This is a genomic window from Bdellovibrio sp. HCB337, assembly GCF_047302465.1.
Classification (GTDB): domain Bacteria; phylum Bdellovibrionota; class Bdellovibrionia; order Bdellovibrionales; family Bdellovibrionaceae; genus JACMRP01.
The window spans coordinates 2,562,614-2,582,807 of record NZ_CP178621.1; the positions used below are offsets into that span (position 1 = coordinate 2,562,614).

The window sequence follows — 20,194 nt, forward strand, 5'->3', positions numbered from 1 at the left end:
TTAGTTCACCTTTGCAGTCACAGGCAGTTTCTTAAGTTCAAAAATTCCACAACCATAATCAAGATTGTAAGTGGTATTGATGGCCTCTGGAGTGAGAACAACATCTTCGTGCAAATCCCCTGCATCATCGACATAGGAAAAGCCAATGAGTTCAAAACGATCTTTCGCCCACTCTAGAACTGTTTTAATTGCAAACACGCGATGAGCGTTGAATTCGATTCGTTCTTCGCCGATCGGGAACGAAAGATATAAAATCCCGCCTGGCGCCAAAATTTTGTACAGGCTATCAAAACCTTTCAAGTGCCCATCGATGTCCATCGGATCGTTATAACGACCTAACCCGAAATGCTCTAAGGCATGCAGGCAAGAAACTGAGTCTGCATAGCCTAAAAGCTCTTTCGGAAAATTCATGAAATCGCATTGTTTAAAAGTAATGTTTTTAATTTTTGCATCCAACGGACGGATGTCAAAAACTTCGATTGCGCGAAAGGCCGCCACGTGAGCCACAAAAGTTTCTACTCTGGAAGCCACGTCCACGTGTTTTACCGGCTGTCTTTGAAAGATTCTTCGAGCCACCAACAAGTCCTGGTGAAAATAATGGCCAGATATAATGCCGCTCTCTTCATAACGATCATGCAGACTTGGCATGGAAAATCGCAACTTCCATTTGGACCCGGCCTCTTTGTTCATTCTTTTAAGAATGAAGTACTCTCTCACTACTGCAGGAAAAGCTCGAATTGCCAAAATGCGTGGCAACTCGATTCCGAAGTTAGACGTCCAATACAGAATGTAGCGAACAACACTCAGTAGTCTTTTATTTTTTCTTATATACGATTTAAGAGCCTGCATATTCAGAATTCCATATTTATTTCGCTAGTTGAAAACGTCTTAGCAACAGATATTGCATCACTAAAAAGACCACTCCTGCAATCGCAAGTAATACCAGCGCGTAAAACAAGCTTCCTGTATTTGCCACTAGAGTTTTAAATGACATAACGCCCAAAAACAACACTCCGCCCATAAGTAAGCTTTGCATTAAACGGCGGTACGGCAACCGAATCGAGCTGTCTTTTGCAATTGTATAGTGCATCACTAGAACCATCAAACAACCCGCCACCGTCAAACCAACGCCAGCACCGATGGCTCCCATCTTTGGAACCAAATAGGATACCAACGTTAAGGACAGAATCGCGCCTACAAGATTGGGAAGAAGCAAAAGCTGTGTCTTCATGCGACCGTGAGCTGCCAAGGTATAAACACCGGCGACAACCCGTGCTCCTTCAGCAATTGCGCCCCACGTTACATAAATATACGAATCCCGATACTGCACACCTAACAAAACACGCGTCAGTTCCGGCGCCACCGCGGAGAGCATCCACACCAGCAAAACAACAGAAGGGATAATAGCACTGGCGTAGTTTTCCCACACCTGTGTCGTTTGCTCTCCTGTACCCTTACTGACATTTTCATAAAAGAGAGGCTGGAAGTAGGTCGTTAAAATAGATTCAAAGCCTGAAATCAAACCTGCGCTCACACCATAACCAGCAACAAACAAGCCCAAGGCCGCAAGCCCCATCGAATCATTCAACAGAAATCGATAGCCTTGCATTTGCAACCAGTTGAGGCCCACTGAAATAGCAATGGGCCATGTGAACATCAGAATGGGTTTAAAATTTACTTTCGATTTTTGTAGAGGCGCCTGCGGTGGTCGCAATTTACTAAGAAAGACTTTGATGCCGATACCAGCAAAAATAATCTGCCCAATCAGAAGACCCAGCATCCAGTACTCGGCCCGTCCTGAGTAATTTTTAACGAGTGTCCACGCAAGGATAAAACCAGCCGCCAATGTCGCAATCGTCAGCCCCATAAACCAGCCGCGATATCCCAGCATGTTCAAAGACGGTATAGCTGTTTGATTAATGGTATTAAAAAGCAACGAGCCACCGATCAAAACAATCAGCCAGATCGTTTCCGTTTGAAAATCAAACCAAATGAAATGATTGGTGAGCGAAAGCAATCCACTCACAACAAGAAAAATAAAAACCAGATACCCATAGTAAAGATTCAGGTAGTGCTTCACGCGCCCCTGTTCATTCCACTCATGCAGTCGCCTGTTGATAAACATACCGATGGGATTGATAAAAAACAGAGCGCACAAAGCGATTGTGGTAACAAGCAAAGACATCCGCCCCATTTCAGAAGGCGGCAGGACCGTGGTTGCAACACGCATGATCAGCAACAATATCAAAAATTGAGCAACACGCCCCAATGCGATTAAAAGCACATCGTATCCTTACAGCACTCTTTCTAACTGAATGGCCACATCTCGCGCGAGAGCTTCAAAATCTAATTCGTGCTCTTTCATCAGATACTGGTAGGTTCCACACATTTTCGAGAAGCGGTCTTTGATTCCCAATCTGACAACCCGAGGGCCCCCAACAGAGGACACTACTTCAGCCACGGCAGATCCTAAGCCGCCATAGACTGAATGTTCTTCGATCACAATGACGTTCTTTTTGCCTTTGAAGGTCTGAATGAAATGATTTTCATCCAATGGTTTTAGGCAAGGCACACTGTATACGGACGCATCTGGATATTTCTCATTCGCCAGTCGCAGGGCTTGATGAACCATCGAACCAGTAGCATAGAAAACGGTACTGCCACTTCCCGACTTGACCTCTAGAGGTTTGCCCCAAGCAATGTCAGGAGCTTTTTTGTGAACATCTCCGAGATCCGACTTTCCGAATCTTAAGTAGACCGGCGCTTTTGCTTGCAGCGCTAACTGAAAACAAGATTCCAATTCAAATTTGTCTGCCGGAGACAGAATACGAATATTCGGAATGGCTCGCAGGCAAGCGATATCCTCTGTGCTTTGATGAGAAGTTCCGAGATGGCTGTAGACAACGCCAGCGCCATCCCCTATCAAAATACAGGGAAGGTTTTCATAGCAGAAATCTATTTTAATCTGTTCAAGAACACGAACTGGGACAAATGCACTCAAACCATAAATCACAGGCAAAAAGCCCATTTTCGATAGGCCAGAGGCCACCCCAACCATGTTTTGCTCTGCAACCCCGGCGTTGATAAAACGCTCTGGGCTGGATTTACGAAGACCATCAAACAATGCATAACCGTGGTCCCCTGTGAGGAGGTACAATTTAGAATTGTCCTTCGCCGCTTGAACTAAGGCTTTAGAGAAAGCTTCACGCATAGAACCCCCTGTTAGAATCCTAGCTCTTTAAGAGCTTCCTGATAGGTCGTTGGATTAAGTCTCGTATAGTGCCAGACATTGTTGCCTTCCATGAAAGACACGCCTTTGCCTTTCACAGTGTTTGCAACGACGGCTTTGGGTCGGCCATTTTTCTTTGATTTTAATTCTGAAAACGCCGCATGAAGAGCAGCCTCATCGTGGCCATCAAGAACAATCGTATCAAAATCAAATGCTTCCATTTTTTTGCCAAGATCTGACAAATGCATAACTTCATTCGTCGGCCCCATCGCTTGAAAGCCGTTGGCATCGATGATGACACACAAATTATCTAACTTCCAATGAGCGGCAAAAAGTAAAGCTTCCCAAATCGAGCCTTCGTTGCTCTCGCCATCGCCGACGATAGCATAAACCTGCTGATTGGTCTTTTTCAGTTTGCAACCAAGGGCGATGCCAGCACCTACAGAAAGACCATGCCCCAAAGAGCCTGAAGTCACTTCAAGTCCCTCGACGTGAGAGTCTGACAAACCTTTAAGGCGCGTGCCGTCCGCGAAGTATTTCTTCACATCCGAATCTGTCAGCCAGCCCAGCTCGAAAAGGCAAGCGTACTGAGCCATCACACCGTGGCCTTTACTTAAGATTAAAAAATCACGGTTCTCATCTTTGGGGCCCGAGGCCAAATTCAAATGATTGCGATAGAGAACAGCCAAAATTTCAACTAGCGAAAAAGCGCAGGGAATATGAACCGTCGATCCGTTAAAGGCCATATCCAAAACAGTCTTACGAAGTTTTTTTGCATCAAATACAGCTGAATTCATTGGGCCTCCGCTGTTTTTTTATAAAATTCAATAGTTTTCTTTAAAGCGGCATCATCAGGCACGCTTAATCTTAAACCCAAATCAGAAGCGGCCTTCTTTACAGATGGCACATAAAGATCCCCTGACAGGTTTCCTGTCGAAGCACCTTGTACAACGACTTCTAATTTCGGATTTTCAATGGAAATAATTTTTTTCGCCAATTGCAAAATACTAAGCTCTTTGTCGGAACCCACGTTATAGGCCGCAAAAGATTCTCCGCGAAACAAGATATGCCAAAGCCAAATCGCCATATCAGAAGCGTACATGTAAGAACGCTTCGCAGAGCCATCGCCTTTAATACAAATATTTTCGCCGGAAAGAATATTGCGAATAAAATTCCCGACGGCGTAGTGACCATCTAGCGGCAAGCCCGGGCCAACGAATGCAAAAAGACGAGCGATGCTGACATCAAAACCATAAGTCTGTCCATACTGACGACTCATAAGCTCGCCCACACGTTTACCCTCGCCATACATGGACGAGCTCTTACTCAAATCCGGTGCACCGGCATAAGTTTCCTCGACGTGAGTGATATCTGCAGGTTGTTTTCCATAAACCGCGCCAGAGCTGACAAAGAGAACTTTCTTTACTTTTTTTGTTTTACAAAGCTCGAGAACTCGTTTGGTGCCAGCAACACTGACATCGAAAGCGTCCAACGCCTGAGATCCACCGAGGGACGCTGCCGGATCGACAGCCGCGTGAAACGCATAATCAAACGCACCTTCAGGCTCAGCAAACGAACGAACGTCGCCTTTGATAAAAGCCAGAGATTTTTCGTCTTTTAAGTGCGGATGTTTTTTAAAAAATACGTCCGGGTCTCGAGATAGAACCACCATCTTTGCCTGCAAGGACAATGCTTGGTTCGCATAAAGAAAACTCTCTAACAACCACGTTCCTACAAACCCCGTTCCACCAGACAAAAAAATCGTTTTCCCTTGGAGCTGATTCCAAAGAGTCTCTGTCTGTGTAAAAACGTGTTTGAGGTCTTCAATTGGCAACATGATTAACCTAAAAATTTCTCGTACTCTTCAATTTGACGAAGAGTCACTTCACGACACTGAGTTTTGTTAGACGCATAAGCCTTGCTCCAGGTCACAATGCTTTCCAATGTCTTCTCGAGTCCCCAGCGAGGCTCCCACTGCAAAAGGGTTCGAGCCTTGGAGTGATCTAGTTTCAAATAGGTCGCCTCGTGAACAGCATTAGGATCTTTCGTTAGCGTGTAAGCAGCGTCACCGCCCCACATGCCAACCATCTTTTTCACGATCCACTCAACTTCACGTGCATCGGATTCCGTCGGACCAAAGTTAAAGGCCTGAGCGTAATCTGCTCCTTGTTCAAAAAGCTTCTGCGCCAATACCAAATAACCGCAGAGAGGTTCCAGAACGTGTTGCCATGGACGAATAGAGTTTGGATTTCTAACTTTCACAGACTCGTTTTTCGAAAAGGATTTAATAATATCAGGAATCAAACGATCTTCCGCCCAGTCACCACCGCCGATAACATTGCCAGCACGGGCTGACGCCACTGCGATTTTAAAAGACTGTCTGTACGCCGAAGTCACAAGCTCTGAACAAGCTTTGCTGCTACTGTAAGGATCATAGCCGCCAAGAGCTTCATTTTCTCTGTAACCCCAATGCCATTCTTTATTTTCATAACACTTGTCTGTGGTCACGTTCACAATGGCACGAATAGAAGGAACCGCCTTTGCGGCCTCTAAAAGATAAACCGTGCCCATCACATTCGTCATGTAGGTTTCAATCGGATTCGAATAAGAGTAGCGCACCAATGGCTGAGCCGCCATGTGAATAATGATGTCAGGCTTTGCATCAGAAAGAACTTTTTTCAGATTCTCGAAATCACGAATATCACCAATGTGCGATTGAATAAGGCTTGCGATGCCCGCTGCCTCAAACAAAGAAGGATTCGTCGGAGGTTGCAAGGCATAACCCGTCACCTGCGCGCCCATTTTATGAAGCCACAAGCTCATCCAACTGCCTTTAAATCCCGTGTGTCCAGTCAGAAAGACTTTTTTATTTTTCCAGAAAGAACTTACCACACTCGCCATGGTGCTTTTCCTTTTTGCCAAAGATCTTCAAGAAGATTTTTATCTCGGAGGCTATCCATCGGCTGCCAAAAACCCTTGTGAAAGAAAGCGTGCATCTGACCGTTCGCTGCCAATTTCTCCATAGGAGATTTTTCCCAGATAGTTTGGTCATCGGAAATAAGATCGATCACTTTGTTGTTCAAAACAAAGAAGCCACCATTGATCCAACCGCCATCACCTTCGGGCTTTTCCTGAAAGCTCTGAATTTTGTCGTCTTCCAAATTCAAGGCGCCAAAACGTCCCGGCGGCTGAGTCGCAGTCAGTGTTGCCATCTTTCCGTGTTTTTTATGAAATGCGATGAGGTCTTTGATATTCACATCAGCCACGCCATCACCGTAAGTCAGACAGAAGTCGTCATTACCAATATAATCTTTCACTCGCTTGATACGACCACCGGTCATCGTGTTTTCGCCGGTATCCACCAAAGTGACTTTCCAAGGTTCAGAACTGCTTTGATGAATATCCATTTTGTTAGACTTCATATCGAAAGTGACATCTGAAGTGTGCAAGAAGTAGTTCGCAAAATATTCTTTGATCACGTAACCCTTATAACCACAGCAAACGATAAAATCGTTCAAACCATAGTGAGAGTATATTTTCATGATGTGCCAGAGAATAGGTTTGCCACCGATCTCGATCATAGGTTTTGGCTTCAAATGACTTTCTTCGCTGATGCGCGTTCCGAAACCGCCAGCCAATAGCACGACTTTCATTCGACTCTCCTCGTGAAGCCTGAACTTTATAAGATCTTTAGCAATAAATACATGTATTTAGCCATTTCTGCACCAAATTATTTGTCGGCTATAGATTGCCATAGCTACGCCTGTCTTGGTAAGAATCTTAACTCTATCAGGAGTACACAATGCCAGTATCCCCGTCAGGAAATGAAGAACAGCGTGCAGCGGTTATTACCTCTGCGAAGAACTTGTTTCTTCAGGAAAATAAACCGAAAACCTTTATCCCAGGCTCTACCTACATTCCTGTCACAGCGAAAGTGGTGGATGAAAACGACCTCGCACACCTGATTGACGCATCGCTTGATATGTGGCTGACAGCGGGTCGCTATGCACGGGAGTTCGAGGCCCAATTTGGAAAATATTTCGGCCGCACGACCAAGTCGTTATTGGTGAATAGCGGATCCAGCGCCAATCTTGTGGCGGTTTCCTCTCTGGGCTCTCCGGAATTAGAAAAATTTGGTATGAAACCACTGGTTCCCGGAGATGAAGTGATCACGGTTGCTGCTGGCTTTCCAACCACAGTGAATCCGATCGTACAAAATGGCTGGAAGCCTGTTTTTATCGACGTCGATGCAGCCACAATAAATGCTCTTCCAAAACTGATCATGGAGGCTAAAACCTCTAAAACGCGCGCTGTAGTTTTAGCCCACACTCTGGGGAATCCTTACCGCGCGGATATCATTGCGGATTGGTGCAAAAAAGAAGGTCTCTTCTTGATCGAAGACTGCTGTGATGCTCTTGGCGCCACCATTCAAGACAAACCCGTTGGCAGCTTTGGCGAATATGCAACCAGCAGCTTTTACCCGGCTCACCACATCACCATGGGTGAAGGTGGCGCCGTGATGTCTAAAGATGGTCGCTTGAAAAAAATTGCAGAAAGCATCCGCGATTGGGGCCGTGACTGCTGGTGTGAGCCCGGAAAAGACAACACATGCAATAAGAGATTCTGTTGGAAACTGGGCGATCTTCCAGAGGGTTACGATCACAAATATATTTACTCGCATGTCGGTTACAATTTGAAAGTTACAGACATGCAAGCAGCCCTTGGAATTTCACAATTGAACAAAGTGGAATCTTTCATCGAAGCTCGCAGAAAAAACTGGAATTACCTCTACAAAGGCATCAAGTCGTCCCCGACTTTGTCGAAGTACTTTACTCCTGTCGAAGCAACGCCAGAGACAAATCCAAGCTGGTTCGGATTCCCACTATACTGCAATGAAGGATTGAATCGCGAAAAGGTGGTCTCTAGCCTTGAAGATAAAAAGGTCGGGACTCGCCTTTTGTTCGCAGGCAATTTAACCAAACAACCTGCTTACAAAAACGTCGACTATCGTATTCACGGAGACTTGAAAAACACCGATCGCATCATGAAAGAACTTTTCTGGATCGGCGTACACCCAGCATTAGACCAAGTAAAAATGGACTACATGTTGGAACAACTGGAAGCTGTCACAAAATAAGCAACAAATAAGCCCTAGCTTTTTGCTAGGGCCAGTCCTTTATCAAACTCAGTTCTGAGACGCTGAATCTGAGAGGTCATCGGCACTTGATGATTGCCGACGAAGAAACCATGGCTGTCGATAGACTCTGCATTTGGCAGTTTTCCGTGGATTTCATGTTCAAACCACTTCAAGGCTTCATTTTTTGCAAAGTTACCGGCCACAATCGGACGACACTCCACACCCGCTTTAGTCAGATGATCAATCAGCTTCAAGCGATTCACTTTTGATTCAGGCTTAATCACAAAGCTAAAACCAAACCAGCTGCTTTTGCCTGTTTCTTTTTGAATGTAGAAATCCTTATGGTTGCCAAAAAGCTCTTGGAAAACAGCCGCATTTTCGCGGCGGATATCAACAAAGTGTTGAAGCTTTTTGATTTGCTCCAAACCAATCGCGCCACTCATTTCTAAGGGACGAACGTTGTATCCAGGAAGCACAAACTTAAAAGACTCTTCAAAGGGATTGTCACTTTTTGTGCCTGTGACTTTATTTTCTTTCGGAAGATTTCTGGTCCACCCGTGAGCTCGTAAGCAAAGAAGAATATGATAAAGCTCTTCGTCATCCGTAGAGACAATTCCACCTTCCATCGTCGAAATATGATGGCTAAAGAAGCTGCTATAAGTTCCCATGGTACCGAAAGTGCCCGCCTGACGGCTTTCAAAAGTAGCGCCCAAGGATTCGCAGTTGTCTTCGACAAGCTCAATATTTTTACCCGCAATCATTTTCTTGATTTGCGAAAAGTCATTTGGATTTCCCAAAAGATTGACGGTCATGACCATTCTTGTCTTGTCGGTGATCGCAGACTTCAGAGCGTTCAAATCATAATTCAAAGTCTCGATATCGATGTCTACAAACTTAAGTTTCAGACCATATTGCGCAAGTGGGAAGTAAGTCGTACTCCAAGAAACCGCAGGAACAATGACTTCGTCGCCACGCTTTAAAGGATTTTCTTTACGATAAAAAAGAGCCGCCACCATCAACAGATTGGCAGTCGATCCCGAGCTGCACATAACGCAGTACTTGGCGCCGAGGAATTTCGCGAACTCTTTTTCGTACTGGGCGACATGAGCGCCCATTGTGTACATGCCAGTTTTAATAACCTTTTGGATCGCTTCGACTTCCAAATGATCCCAGCTTGAAGTTGCTAGAGGGTAAAACATTTCCATAATCGTCCCTTTATTGAGGCAAATTTAAATAATATTCGTATGTTTTTTCAATTCCCTGGCGCAAGGAGGTCTGACTCTTCCATCCCCACGTCTGAGCGATTTCAGTAGCTACAAGCTTACGCTTCATTCCTACCGGCTTGGTGAGGTCATGAGTAAATCCACCTTTGTAACCAATCACATCCGCCACGGCCTTGTAATACTCATTCACGCTATAATCGATACCTAAGCCCACATTCATCAAAGCCGGAAGGGAATCAAATTTTCGAATGCCTGCAGCAATACAGTCTGCCAAATCCCCGGCATACATGAATTCGCGACGAGCTTCGCCGTCTCCCCAAATTTCGACCTGCGTGGCCCCCGTTTTTTTGGCTTCATCCACTTTACGAACAACCGCTGGAATCAGATGTGAGTTCACGGGATCAAAGTGATCAAAGCGCCCATAGAGATTGCAAGGAATCAAAGTTTTGTATTGGAAAGAAGGATCTTCCTTCATGATGTACTGGCACAGACGTTGTGCCATGATTTTCGCCAAGGCATAACCTTCGTTCGTCGGCTCTAACTCGCCTTGAAGGACCATACTTTCTTTCAAAGGATTTTCGGCGTTACGAGGATACATGCAAGATGAACCAAGATTGATCATTTTCTTGATACCCACATTGTGGCAAGAGGCGATCAGGTTGCGGTTGATATCGACGTTTTCTACAAGAAACGCCACAGGATTTTTAATATTGGCTTGAATGCCACCCACTCTGCCTGCCGCGTGAATCACAAAATCAGGTCGGTGTTTGTCTAAATAGGACTCTACCTGCTCGCGAGAGCCCAAATTCAACTCGGCACGAGTTGGTCTCAGAATTTCATAGCGAGAGAGGTCGGGATTCTCTAAGAGATTTTTACCGACCATCCCACCAGCGCCCGTAATTAGAAGTTTCACTGATCCAGCCTCACGACCTTTTTAGGGGTCCCAGCTTTCATCTCTTGTTCAGCCAAAAGAAGGTCTGTTTTCACCATTTCGGTGACTAACTCTGCAAAAGTGATTTTCGGTGTCCAACCCAATTTGGTCTTTGCTTTTGTAGCATCGCCAAGAAGCGTTTCTACCTCTGCTGGGCGGAAGTAACGTGGATCTACAGCCACAATGCAACGGCCATTCTTGTCATAGCCTTTTTCTTCAACGCCGTGGCCTTTCCAGGTCACGTCAATGCCCAACTCTTTGGCTGCGACATCAACAAACTCACGCACGCTGAACTGAATGCCAGTTGCAATAACAAAGTCCTCAGGGTTCGCTTGTTGCAACATCATCCATTGCATTTCTACGTAGTCTTTTGCATGACCCCAGTCACGTTTTGAATCCAGGTTTCCAAGATACAAACAGTCCTGAGTTCCCAACTTAATACGCGCCAAAGCACGCGTGATTTTTCTAGTAACGAAAGTTTCTCCGCGCAATGGGCTCTCATGGTTGAATAGAATCCCGTTGCAGGCATAAATGCCGTAAGCCTCGCGATAGTTGACGGTGATCCAATAAGCATAGAGCTTCGCCACCGCATAGGGGCTGCGTGGATAGAAAGGAGTTGTCTCTTTTTGCGGAGTTTCTTGAACCAATCCATAAAGTTCAGAGGTCGAAGCCTGGTAATAACGAGTTTTTTTAGTCAGGCCCAAGATGCGGATTGCCTCTAAAAGTCGCAAAGCGCCCATCGCATCACTGTTAGCCGTGTACTCAGGCTCTTCAAACGAGACCGCAACGTGGCTCTGTGCGGCCAAGTTGTAGATCTCATCCGGTTGTACTTGTTGGATAATTCTGAGCAGGGACGATGAATCCGTCATGTCTCCATGATGGAGAATAAAGCTCTGTCCTGGGATGTGTGGATCTTTGAACAAATGATCAATACGATCTGTATTGAACAACGAAGTACGACGCTTGATGCCATGAACTTCGTATCCTTTGCTCAGAAGGAGTTCCGCTAGATAAGCACCATCTTGCCCAGTTACACCTGTAATTAACGCTTTTTTCATACTTCCCTACTCGCTATTTGTAAGCAATTTAATGTACTTATCTTTCGCCAATGATTGGGTCAATATTTCACTACGAGTCAGTCGACAATTTTGCTGTTGTTCTCTCGATTTTCACCCTTAAAACCAAAACCCGTTCGAATACCAACAAGCATCCATTTCTTAAGTTTTTTCGAACCAAAAAACTTCTGCGGCCAATGATTCTAGTCGGCTTGACAGAAAACGCGTCGCATCTTCTAATTCCAAATAAGTATGAACGTACCGCCAATGAACACCTCAACATTAAAATTGGGTCTAATAGCCACAGTCCCAAACTTTTTTGTCCACTTGCTGAATAACATTCAAGAGTATCAGAGACAAAATATCGAGGTGACTCTCATCACTAGTCATGAGGCCTATGGTGAATACTTAAAAAAGACCTATGGCTTTAAAGTTATTGAAATTGAAATCGCCCGCGACATTTCACTTTTCAAAGACCTCCGCAGCCTGTGGCAGCTTTGGCGACACTTAAAAAATGAAAAATACGACATCGTTCACTCACTGACTCCAAAGGCAGGCTTGATCACGTCTATTGCGGGTCTGCTCACAAAAACCCCGGTTAGAATTCATACTTTCACGGGCCAACGCTGGGCAACTCTTCAAGGGCCTTTGCGCTGGTTTTTAAAGAAACTCGACACCTTGGTGATTCGACTAGACACTCGTGCCTATACGGATAGCAACAGTCAGATCCAATATCTACTCAACGAGGGAGTTGCTAAAACAGGCGAATTGTATTGCCTGAACAAAGGCTCTCTCGGAGGCATTGATCCTCATAAATTTCAGCGACCAGAGCTCAAAACTGCGCGCGCCCTGCTCTCTGAACAACTCAGTATTCCTGAGGAAGCTAAAAGAATTCTCTTTGTCGGCCGGATTACGCCGGATAAGGGCATCCATGAATTAGTTCAGGCGTTTACTAGTACCTGTGAAGAAACTGGTGCTTACCTCATTTTACTAGGAGACATGGAAAGACTTTTCTCTGAGGAAGATCAGGCGCTGGAGCAAACCATTAAGACTCATCCCAAGATAAAATATTTGGGATTTCAAAAAAAACCCGATGTCTATATGGCCGCTTGTGATTTTCTATGCATCCCAAGCTACCGGGAAGGTTTTGGAACTGTAGTTATTGAAGCAGCCGCTGCAGGAATCTGCGCTCTGGGGACAGATATTCCTGGGCTTCGTGATGCTATTGTCGACAACAGTACGGGCCTCTTGGTTCCCGTTAAAGACGTCGAAAGCCTTGCAAAGGGGCTGGTACTTCTTTGCTCTAATGACAATCTTCGTATTTCGCTTTCTGCAAAAGCTCAGGAGCGAGCCTATTCTGAATTTGACTTCAAAATAATATCGACGCTGCAAATTGCAGACTATAAATCCCTGGTTTTTGAAAAATCACCGCTCGTTACTTAAGCAATAACCACCATCTGCTCCAGAATTTAATTTAAAAATAGAAGCACTAAATTAAAGACAAGTGGACGCTTTCCTTCATATTGACAAGCAAATATTCCTCCAACTACCCTGTCCCGCATGACATTTAAGGATATATTTTTTAGAGCTCTTAGTCAGAACTTAATTGCGCGAGCAAAAAACAATCCTGTCGCCATTGATTTACCTGCCGGGAACGGAGAAACCTCAAAGTTTCTATTGGACCATGGCTATACAGTGCATGCATTTGATCTTTTTCCAGAGTTCTTTAACGAGAAACGCATTCAGTGTCAGTACTGCGATGCCACCGAGGGAATTCCCCTGCCTAATTCCATGGCGGATCTTTTAATTTGCCAAGAAGGAATAGAACATTTCCCTGATCAGCTTTCGGCCTTTAAAGAATTCAATCGAGTTCTAAAGAAAAATGGCAGTTTAATTATCACGACTCCAAACCACTCGAATTTGAAACACAAAGTTTCTTACCTTTTGACCGAAAGTGAGCGCCATAGCCGGATCATGTCCGTCAATGAATACGATAGTATTTGGTTCAATCGTGATCACAACGACAATCAATACTATGGACATGTCTTTTTGATTGGCATTACAAAAATGCGTTTGCTGGCTAAAATTGCAGGCCTCAAAATTAGTAAAATTTATTTTTCCGAGCTTAAAACATCGAACTTGTTTTTGTTCGTGATTTTTTATCCATTTATTCTCTTAAGCAGCTTAATGACATACTTTAGAAATGTTCGCAAAAAGCCCCATGCAAAAGAAGCTTATCGCGAGATTTTAAAACTCAATATCGACCCGCGCATTCTATTAGACGGAAGCCTCATTGTAGAGTTTGAAAAAGAATACGAACTCCCTGAAGCAAAAACAGCTCTCCATCAAATCGGAAGCTACGACTTCCAAACTTAAAGCTGTCTAATTAACTTCGCCCACTCTTGGGCAGTTACGATTCCGACGCTCTCGGTGTTGGGATCAAACACGATTTTTACGTCGCCCTTATCAAGCTGCCGCTCGACTTGCTCGTATTTTTTGCCAAAGCTGACTTCTTCGCGGCCGTAATCGGTGCCTTCGCGCAGAATGAAACTCTCGATAATACCGTTCAAAGCATCGCTACTTAAAACTTCGCGGGGAACTTCGATAGGTGGCTTTTCTTCTTTCTCGTCGTGGTCGTACATATTCGGACATCATACCTTTGTCTCAGGCTGAGACAAGCTTCGTTTTTCCCTCGAGAGTATGCGCTTTCGCCAGATAAAAAACCTAGAGTAATTATTCTAACCTACAATAGAAATATATGTATATCGATGCCTACGCCATCATTGTTCAAAAAGACATGGATGGTGGAGACAGTCTCCACCGAGAGGGCATGTATGCGTTCGCACAAAAACTTCGCTACGACCGAATCTCAAACACAGTCACACTCCCCGCACGCTCAACTCCCATGCGCAGACCTGCCTCAGCGTCGGAGATGATGGACAAATTCGAAGTTCAGCCTGGTATCTATGTTCGTCATCCAGATCCTACGAAGTGGTACTCAAATCCTGACACGACTTCGCGGGACCAAGTTCTTCCCGTCATTGCTTACTGCGCAGCTTACGAAGATTACCCAAGACTCTGGCGGCTTTTCAAAGCCACAGCCAAGCGCGGGATGTTCGCGCAAAATCTAATTCGCATTGGTGAGGGACAAACTAAAAAGAAAATTCCCGACCCTATGCACTTGAATATCGCACAGTTCATTCGTGCTGGCGGATGGTGGACAGCACCCCTTTATCCTGTGCTTCTAGTTTTGGATTCGGTTGAACTTGTGGGAACAGTTCTTTCTGCCATGCCACTGCATTTTAAAGATGACCACTGGATTCCGCGGCTTAAAAATCAAAATGACGTCGATGACAATAACATCGTCGTGCAACACTTGCTGGCTGCGGTTTATAAACCAACACCGATGTCAGAACTCAGTCGCTACATTTACTCCGTCACTCGTCCGGTAAATTTTGGCAACACCAAGCTTGGAGAGAAAAACCCTGTGATGGGCGCACTTCGTTGGTATCATCGCAGTGAATACGGCGGCACCGCCAATCCCGAGATGGCAGAGATGTACCGTCCACTCATTGAAAAGTATTTTACGTATCCAGAGCCGCACGAATATATTGCCCAGCTCTGGTATCGTCTAACTTCTGAGGAAATCCTCATAGCCTGGGAAGGCCCACAGTCCTACAAAAGATATTACCCGAAACGACCCGTGATGTAATTCTCGGTACGAGTGTCATTCGGGGTCGTAAAGATCTGATCCGTGTTTCCAAACTCAATCAACTCACCTAAATACATATACGCCGTATAATCCGCCGTACGCGCCGCTTGGTGAAGATTGTGAGTCACCATCAAGATCGTGACTTCTTTTTTAAGTTCGGTAATCAACTCTTCAATATGCGCCGTTGAAATCGGATCCAAAGCGCTCGTTGGTTCATCCAAAAGCAACATCTCGGGTTCTGTGGCAAGAGCACGTGCGATACACAAACGCTGCTGCTGCCCGCCCGACATGTCCGTAGCATGAGCGTTCAAGCGATCCTTCACTTCGTTCCAAAGACCCGCTTGCTGCAAAGATTTCACAACACGCTCTTCGATAAAACTTTTCTTACGAACGCCACGAACGCGAAGTCCATAAGCGACATTTTCAAAAATGGTCTTTGGAAATGGATTTGGTTTTTGGAAAACCATGCCGATACGCATGCGTACTTCCATCGGATCGATCTCTTTCCCCAGAATATTTCTATTCCCCGGATGAAGAATGATCTCGCCTTGGTAGTTGGTCGTCGCATACAGGTCGTGCATGCGGTTAAAGCAACGAAGAAGCGTCGTCTTTCCACAACCAGAAGGACCAATCAAAGCCGTCATTTTGTTTTCATAAATCGGCAAAGAAACGCTCTTCAAAACTTGTTTTGGACCGTAGAAAAAGCTCAAATTTTTGACATCTGCTCTAATCTTCATACTACTACCACTTCATTTTCTTACGGAATCTATAGCGAATGTAAATCGCGACTCCATTCAACAACAAGGTCATCAACAATAGCACAATCCCCGTCGCAGCTGCATTCACGTGAAACTCAGCCTGAGGACGAGACAACCAGTTAAACATTTGAATCGGTAAAACCGTGAACGGATCTTTCAGCCACTGGAAACTGACAAACGGAAACTCATGCACCACAGGAGACGTCGGCAAGAACGCCACAAAGGTCAAAGCACCTATCGTGATCAAAGGCGCGGTCTCTCCGATCGCACGTGATAACGAAATAATCACGCCCGTCAAAATACCGCCCGAAGAGTATGGCAGAATATGATAACGAATCGTCTGCCACTTGCTGGCGCCAACGGCGTAGCTAGCCTCGCGAATAGAATTCGGAATGGCACGGATAGCTTCCCGAGTTGTTACAATAATAATCGGCAAAACCAAAAGGCCCAGAGTCAAACCAGCCGTCAGAATGCTTTGGCCTAACCCCAGTTTGTAGACGAAAATCCCCAAGGCCATTAAGCCAAAGGTGATCGACGGAATCCCCGCCAAGTTAATGATATTGAGCTCTATCAACTGCGTAACCCAGTTCTTTGGCGCATACTCTTCAAGATAGACACCTGCAGCCACGCCCAAAGGAATTGCGCACAAGGCAGTGGTCAGCATAATACAGAAACTCCCCACCCAAGCTGACAAAATTCCGGCACGTTCCGGAAAGCGAGACGGGAAATTACTAAAGAACTCGACGCTCAAACGTGGCACACCTGTTGATGCTAAATCCACCACAAGAACCAGCAATGTCAGCAAGGCAAAAAGCAAAGACATCAGGCCCGCTACTGCGAACATAAAGTCGATCGTCTTGCGGCGACGGATGTCGCGTAAAATAGGATCCCGGATGTCGCTCATTACTCACGCTCCTGGAACTTTTTACGAAGCCACATACCAATCACATTAAAGGTCAAAGTCAGAGTCAACAATGTTAAACCCGCCACATAGATCGACTGATATCCGACAGATCCATGCGGTAAATCCCCAAGACTTACTTGCACGATAAAGGCCGTGATCGTCGCTGCAGGTTGCAAAGGATTCAAAGTTAGATTCGGCTGCATACCAGCCGCAATTGCAACTACCATCGTTTCACCAAGCGCGCGCGAAATCCCTAAGATATAAGCCGAGGTCATTCCTGAGAACGCGGATGGAATCACCACACGGAAGACCGTTTGAAAACGAGAAGCCCCCATCGCAAAGGAAGCCTCGCGAAGATGGTTCGGCACACTTCTCATAGCGTCTTCACTTAAAGAACTTACATAAGGAACAATCATGACTCCGATTACAAGACCGGCACTTAGAACGTTAAATCCACCTAGATCAGGAAATACTTTTTGTAAAAGCGGGGTTACAAAAAGCAAAGCAAAGTAACCATACACAACCGTAGGGATCGCCGCCAAAAGTTCCAAAACTGGTTTCAAAATTTCACGAGGCCCCGGAGCAACATATTCACTCAAGTAAGCAGCCGCCACCGTTCCAAGCGGAATCGCAACTGTCAACGCGATGACAGTTGCTAAGAATGTCCCACACACCAAAGGCAAAATCCCGTAGCGGGCATTTTCAAAAAGTGGCGTCCACTCTGTATCAGTCAGGAAGTCTTTCAGACTTACATGACTAAAAAATGGTAAGGACTCAGTAATAAGAATACCCACGATCCCAATCGTCACAAGGACGCTGGATGCCGCCGCTAAGAACAAAACGAACTCAATCGCTTTCTCTTTCAAACGACGAAGCCGCCGAACTGGATGGTCGGCGGCGGTAAATTCCGTAAGCTTTTGGGAACTGGTTTTTGGCATTACTCTTTAGATTCTTTTTTCATCAAATCTTCGATGCGGATACCCACATCGGAGTGGCCAGCAAACACAGTGCCTAGCTTTTTCTTGTTCAAGTTCTCCATACCGATTTCGTAAGCTTTTTTCGGTAGAGCCACGTATTTCACTTCAGGAACGAACTTCTCGGCATTTTTTAGGTAGAATTTTACGAAGTCAGCAACTTCAGTTTTCTTCAAAGAAGCTTCACTGACATAGATAAAGACTGGGCGAGACAATGGGAAGTACGTTCCATTTTCAACAGTCTCTTTAGAAGGCAATACAGCTTTTCCTTTTGCTGGCGATTTGTCGCCACCAATGATCGCCAAGGCTTTCAACTTTCCTTTATTTTCAGCGTAGTACGCCAAAGGAACATAACCCAAAGCAAACTTGTCGTTAGCAACACCTGTGATCAAAGTATTGTCATCTTCACTCGCAGTGTAGTCACCACGGCTAGATTTTGCTTTACCGACAATAGCTTCCGTGAAGTAGTCGAATGTTCCAGAATCAGAACCCGCGCCAAAAAGTTTCAAGTTTTCATTTGGCCAAGCATCTTTAACTTGTTTCCACTTAGTCACTTTACCTTGAGCCTCAGGAGCCCACATTTTTTTCAAGTCATCGATAGTGACTTCGCTGACCCAGTCGTTCTTAGGGTTCACAACTACAACAGTTGCATCATAAGCAATTGGAAGTTCAATAAAGCGCACCCCTGCTTTTTTACAGGCTTCAAGCTCAGCAGTTTGGATTGGACGAGATGCATCTTGAATGTCTGTTTCGCCACGGCAGAATTTTTTAAAGCCGCCACCAGTTCCAGAAATTCCGACAGTGACGCGAACCTTATTTTTTTGAGATGCTTGAAACTCTTCAGCCATAGCTTCAGTAATAGGAAACACGGTGCTAGAACCGTCAATTTTGATAGTTGATTGGGCCTTTACGCTTAAACCGGCTAAAAGGACAAATGCAGAAATCATTAGTTGTTTCATTAAACACCTCACTGGTTTGAAAGGACATTAGCACCCTGCCCTGGCGCCGTCTCGTTAAGGTTTTATTAGGATTACCTCGGGACGCGTTATATGATTGAGGCCAATTAGTGCCACAGGTCTTTTGACATCCGCCTTCCAAGCCAATAAAAAGTTATCAATGACTGAGAATAGAACTCTTGAGCAGCTAAATCTCTGCCTTAAAACAGCACATATGGGCATTTGGGAAGCCACGGTTACCAAAGACCCTTATAAAGCTGCTGATGTCGTTTGGGACGAAGAAGTTCGCCGCATGCATGGCGTTCCCGAAGGTCAAAAAATAGATCCCATCGAGTGGTTTTTCTCTCACGTCCACCCTGAAGATCTTCCAACAGTCACAGCGACCAATAAAAAACTCTTAGAGGACCTGAGAACTAGCGCCGGTCTTCGCTTTCAATACCGTGTTCGTTGGCCTAATGGCGAAGTTCACTTTATCGAAATGCATGGCAGTGTCGATACGGCCACTGAAGATGGTAAGATGGTCAAAATCTATGGGGTCGCCAAAGACATCACTCAAGATGTTATTAAGCAAAAATTCATCGAGGACCAAAAGACGCGCCTTCTTTCGACATCGCGCATGGCAGTCCTCGGAGAAATCTCTGGCGGTATCGCTCACGAAATCAATAATCCACTGACGGTGATTCAGGCACGCGCCTTTCAGCTTTTGCAAATGGCTGAAAATGGCAATTTAGATGCCGCCAAAATCAAATCTGCCTCTGAGAGCATTAGCAAGACCGGAGACAAGATCGCCAAGATCGTAAAATCTTTGCGTGCCTTTGCCCATAGCCAAGATGACAGCCCCATCGACAGCATCAATGTGCGTGAGATCATCCAAGAAACTTTAGATTTCTGCAAAGTGCGCTTCTACAACCATGGCATCGACATTCGCATTGGTGATATTCCCGATGACTTGGAATTTGAATGTCATTTGATTCAAATTGAAGAAGCTCTTTTGAACCTCTTCAATAACTCTCACGATGCTATTGCCTCGTTGCCGGAAAAATGGATTCTGATTGAAGCTTTCGAAAAAGACGACAATGTTGAAATCCACGTCACGGACTCGGGCAGCGGAATTCCAAAAGATGTTGCTGATAACATCATGCTACCTTTCTTCTCTACCAAAGAAATGGGCAAAGGCATGGGTTTAGGTCTATGCATTGTTTCTGAAATCGTTATGAAACATCATGGGGAAATATACTTGGATCGCACAAGTGCCAATACCAAGTTCGTCCTTCGCCTACCAAAGTTTCAGCCAAAAACAGACTCTTAAAGCTCA

The 20,194-nt window shown here is 45.2% G+C and carries 20 protein-coding genes; 5 read left to right on the plus strand and 15 right to left on the minus strand.

Annotation, left to right across the window (positions count from 1 at the left end; genetic code table 11):
- Genes ACLWBB_RS12340 through rfbF form a run of 7 tightly spaced genes read right to left on the minus strand, consistent with a single transcriptional unit; the run spans position 1 to position 6,882 of the window.
- Positions 1–849 carry a DUF268 domain-containing protein gene (locus ACLWBB_RS12340; protein WP_413287829.1) on the minus strand — a complete coding sequence of 283 codons (849 nt, stop codon included), beginning with the start codon at positions 847–849 and terminating at the stop codon, positions 1–3.
- 16 nt (positions 850–865) lie between these two features.
- Positions 866–2,284, minus strand: coding sequence for a polysaccharide biosynthesis C-terminal domain-containing protein (locus ACLWBB_RS12345; protein ID WP_413287830.1), 1,419 nt, complete (start codon positions 2,282–2,284; stop codon positions 866–868).
- Positions 2,285–2,293: 9 nt separating this feature from the next.
- The gene (locus tag ACLWBB_RS12350; RefSeq protein ID WP_413287831.1) at positions 2,294–3,211 is read right to left on the minus strand and encodes a transketolase family protein; all 918 of its coding nucleotides are present in this window, start codon (positions 3,209–3,211) and stop codon (positions 2,294–2,296) included.
- Between the two features lie 11 nt (positions 3,212–3,222).
- Positions 3,223–4,026 (minus strand): transketolase, encoded by an 804-nt coding sequence (locus tag ACLWBB_RS12355; protein ID WP_413287832.1) that lies wholly within the window; start codon positions 4,024–4,026, stop codon positions 3,223–3,225.
- A complete protein-coding gene (locus tag ACLWBB_RS12360) occupies positions 4,023–5,066 on the minus strand; it encodes an NAD-dependent epimerase/dehydratase family protein (protein WP_413287833.1) in 1,044 nt (347 codons plus the stop codon). Before ACLWBB_RS12360 ends, ACLWBB_RS12355 begins: the two co-directional genes overlap by 4 nt.
- Before the next feature lie 2 nt (positions 5,067–5,068).
- Entirely contained in the window at positions 5,069–6,130 is a 1,062-nt protein-coding gene (rfbG, locus tag ACLWBB_RS12365) for a CDP-glucose 4,6-dehydratase (RefSeq protein WP_413287834.1), read from the minus strand.
- Entirely contained in the window at positions 6,115–6,882 is a 768-nt protein-coding gene (rfbF, locus tag ACLWBB_RS12370) for a glucose-1-phosphate cytidylyltransferase (RefSeq protein WP_413287835.1), read from the minus strand. The genes rfbG and rfbF overlap by 16 nt, the downstream gene beginning before the upstream one ends.
- A 149-nt stretch (positions 6,883–7,031) precedes the next feature.
- On the opposite strand from rfbF, the gene rfbH reads away from it, so the two are divergent.
- On the plus strand, positions 7,032–8,366 hold the full coding sequence (gene rfbH / locus ACLWBB_RS12375; RefSeq protein ID WP_413287836.1) for a lipopolysaccharide biosynthesis protein RfbH: 1,335 nt from the start codon (positions 7,032–7,034) through the stop codon (positions 8,364–8,366).
- Between the two features lie 14 nt (positions 8,367–8,380).
- Here rfbH and ACLWBB_RS12380 read toward each other — a convergent pair whose 3' ends face one another.
- Genes ACLWBB_RS12380 through gmd form a run of 3 tightly spaced genes read right to left on the minus strand, consistent with a single transcriptional unit; the run spans position 8,381 to position 11,578 of the window.
- Positions 8,381–9,571, minus strand: a complete 1,191-nt coding sequence (locus ACLWBB_RS12380) for a DegT/DnrJ/EryC1/StrS family aminotransferase (RefSeq protein ID WP_413287837.1) — start codon at positions 9,569–9,571, stop codon at positions 8,381–8,383.
- A gap of 10 nt (positions 9,572–9,581) precedes the next feature.
- Positions 9,582–10,502 carry a GDP-L-fucose synthase family protein gene (locus ACLWBB_RS12385; RefSeq protein ID WP_413287838.1) on the minus strand — a complete coding sequence of 307 codons (921 nt, stop codon included), beginning with the start codon at positions 10,500–10,502 and terminating at the stop codon, positions 9,582–9,584.
- Complete coding sequence (gmd, locus tag ACLWBB_RS12390) at positions 10,499–11,578, minus strand: GDP-mannose 4,6-dehydratase (RefSeq protein ID WP_413287839.1); 1,080 nt, start codon at positions 11,576–11,578, stop codon at positions 10,499–10,501. Before gmd ends, ACLWBB_RS12385 begins: the two co-directional genes overlap by 4 nt.
- A gap of 264 nt (positions 11,579–11,842) precedes the next feature.
- Between gmd and ACLWBB_RS12395 the strand changes: the two genes are divergently transcribed.
- Positions 11,843–13,018: a glycosyltransferase family 4 protein gene (locus ACLWBB_RS12395; protein WP_413291604.1), complete on the plus strand. Its 1,176-nt coding sequence runs from the start codon at positions 11,843–11,845 to the stop codon at positions 13,016–13,018.
- Positions 13,019–13,135: 117 nt separating this feature from the next.
- Positions 13,136–13,951, plus strand: a complete 816-nt coding sequence (locus ACLWBB_RS12400; protein ID WP_413287840.1) for a class I SAM-dependent methyltransferase — start codon at positions 13,136–13,138, stop codon at positions 13,949–13,951.
- On the opposite strand, the gene ACLWBB_RS12405 is transcribed toward ACLWBB_RS12400, so the two are convergent.
- Positions 13,948–14,217, minus strand: a complete 270-nt coding sequence (locus tag ACLWBB_RS12405; protein ID WP_413287841.1) for a YheU family protein — start codon at positions 14,215–14,217, stop codon at positions 13,948–13,950. The two genes, ACLWBB_RS12400 and ACLWBB_RS12405, sit on opposite strands and share 4 nt — an antisense overlap.
- A gap of 116 nt (positions 14,218–14,333) precedes the next feature.
- Between ACLWBB_RS12405 and ACLWBB_RS12410 the strand changes: the two genes are divergently transcribed.
- Complete coding sequence (locus ACLWBB_RS12410) at positions 14,334–15,287, plus strand: hypothetical protein (protein WP_413287842.1); 954 nt, start codon at positions 14,334–14,336, stop codon at positions 15,285–15,287.
- On the opposite strand, the gene pstB is transcribed toward ACLWBB_RS12410, so the two are convergent.
- The 4 genes from pstB to ACLWBB_RS12430 are packed head-to-tail and all read right to left on the minus strand — an operon-like array spanning position 15,263 to position 18,882.
- A complete protein-coding gene (gene pstB, locus ACLWBB_RS12415; RefSeq protein WP_413287843.1) occupies positions 15,263–16,024 on the minus strand; it encodes a phosphate ABC transporter ATP-binding protein PstB in 762 nt (253 codons plus the stop codon). The two genes, ACLWBB_RS12410 and pstB, sit on opposite strands and share 25 nt — an antisense overlap.
- Before the next feature lie 4 nt (positions 16,025–16,028).
- Positions 16,029–16,949, minus strand: coding sequence for a phosphate ABC transporter permease PstA (gene pstA / locus ACLWBB_RS12420; RefSeq protein ID WP_413287844.1), 921 nt, complete (start codon positions 16,947–16,949; stop codon positions 16,029–16,031).
- Positions 16,949–17,887 carry a phosphate ABC transporter permease subunit PstC gene (gene pstC / locus ACLWBB_RS12425; RefSeq protein ID WP_413287845.1) on the minus strand — a complete coding sequence of 313 codons (939 nt, stop codon included), beginning with the start codon at positions 17,885–17,887 and terminating at the stop codon, positions 16,949–16,951. Before pstC ends, pstA begins: the two co-directional genes overlap by 1 nt.
- A complete protein-coding gene (locus ACLWBB_RS12430) occupies positions 17,887–18,882 on the minus strand; it encodes a PstS family phosphate ABC transporter substrate-binding protein (protein ID WP_413287846.1) in 996 nt (331 codons plus the stop codon). Before ACLWBB_RS12430 ends, pstC begins: the two co-directional genes overlap by 1 nt.
- A gap of 157 nt (positions 18,883–19,039) precedes the next feature.
- Here ACLWBB_RS12430 and ACLWBB_RS12435 point away from each other — a divergent pair, with 157 nt between their 5' ends.
- Entirely contained in the window at positions 19,040–20,188 is a 1,149-nt protein-coding gene (locus ACLWBB_RS12435; protein ID WP_413287847.1) for a sensor histidine kinase, read from the plus strand.
- Positions 20,189–20,194: the final 6 nt, after the last annotated feature.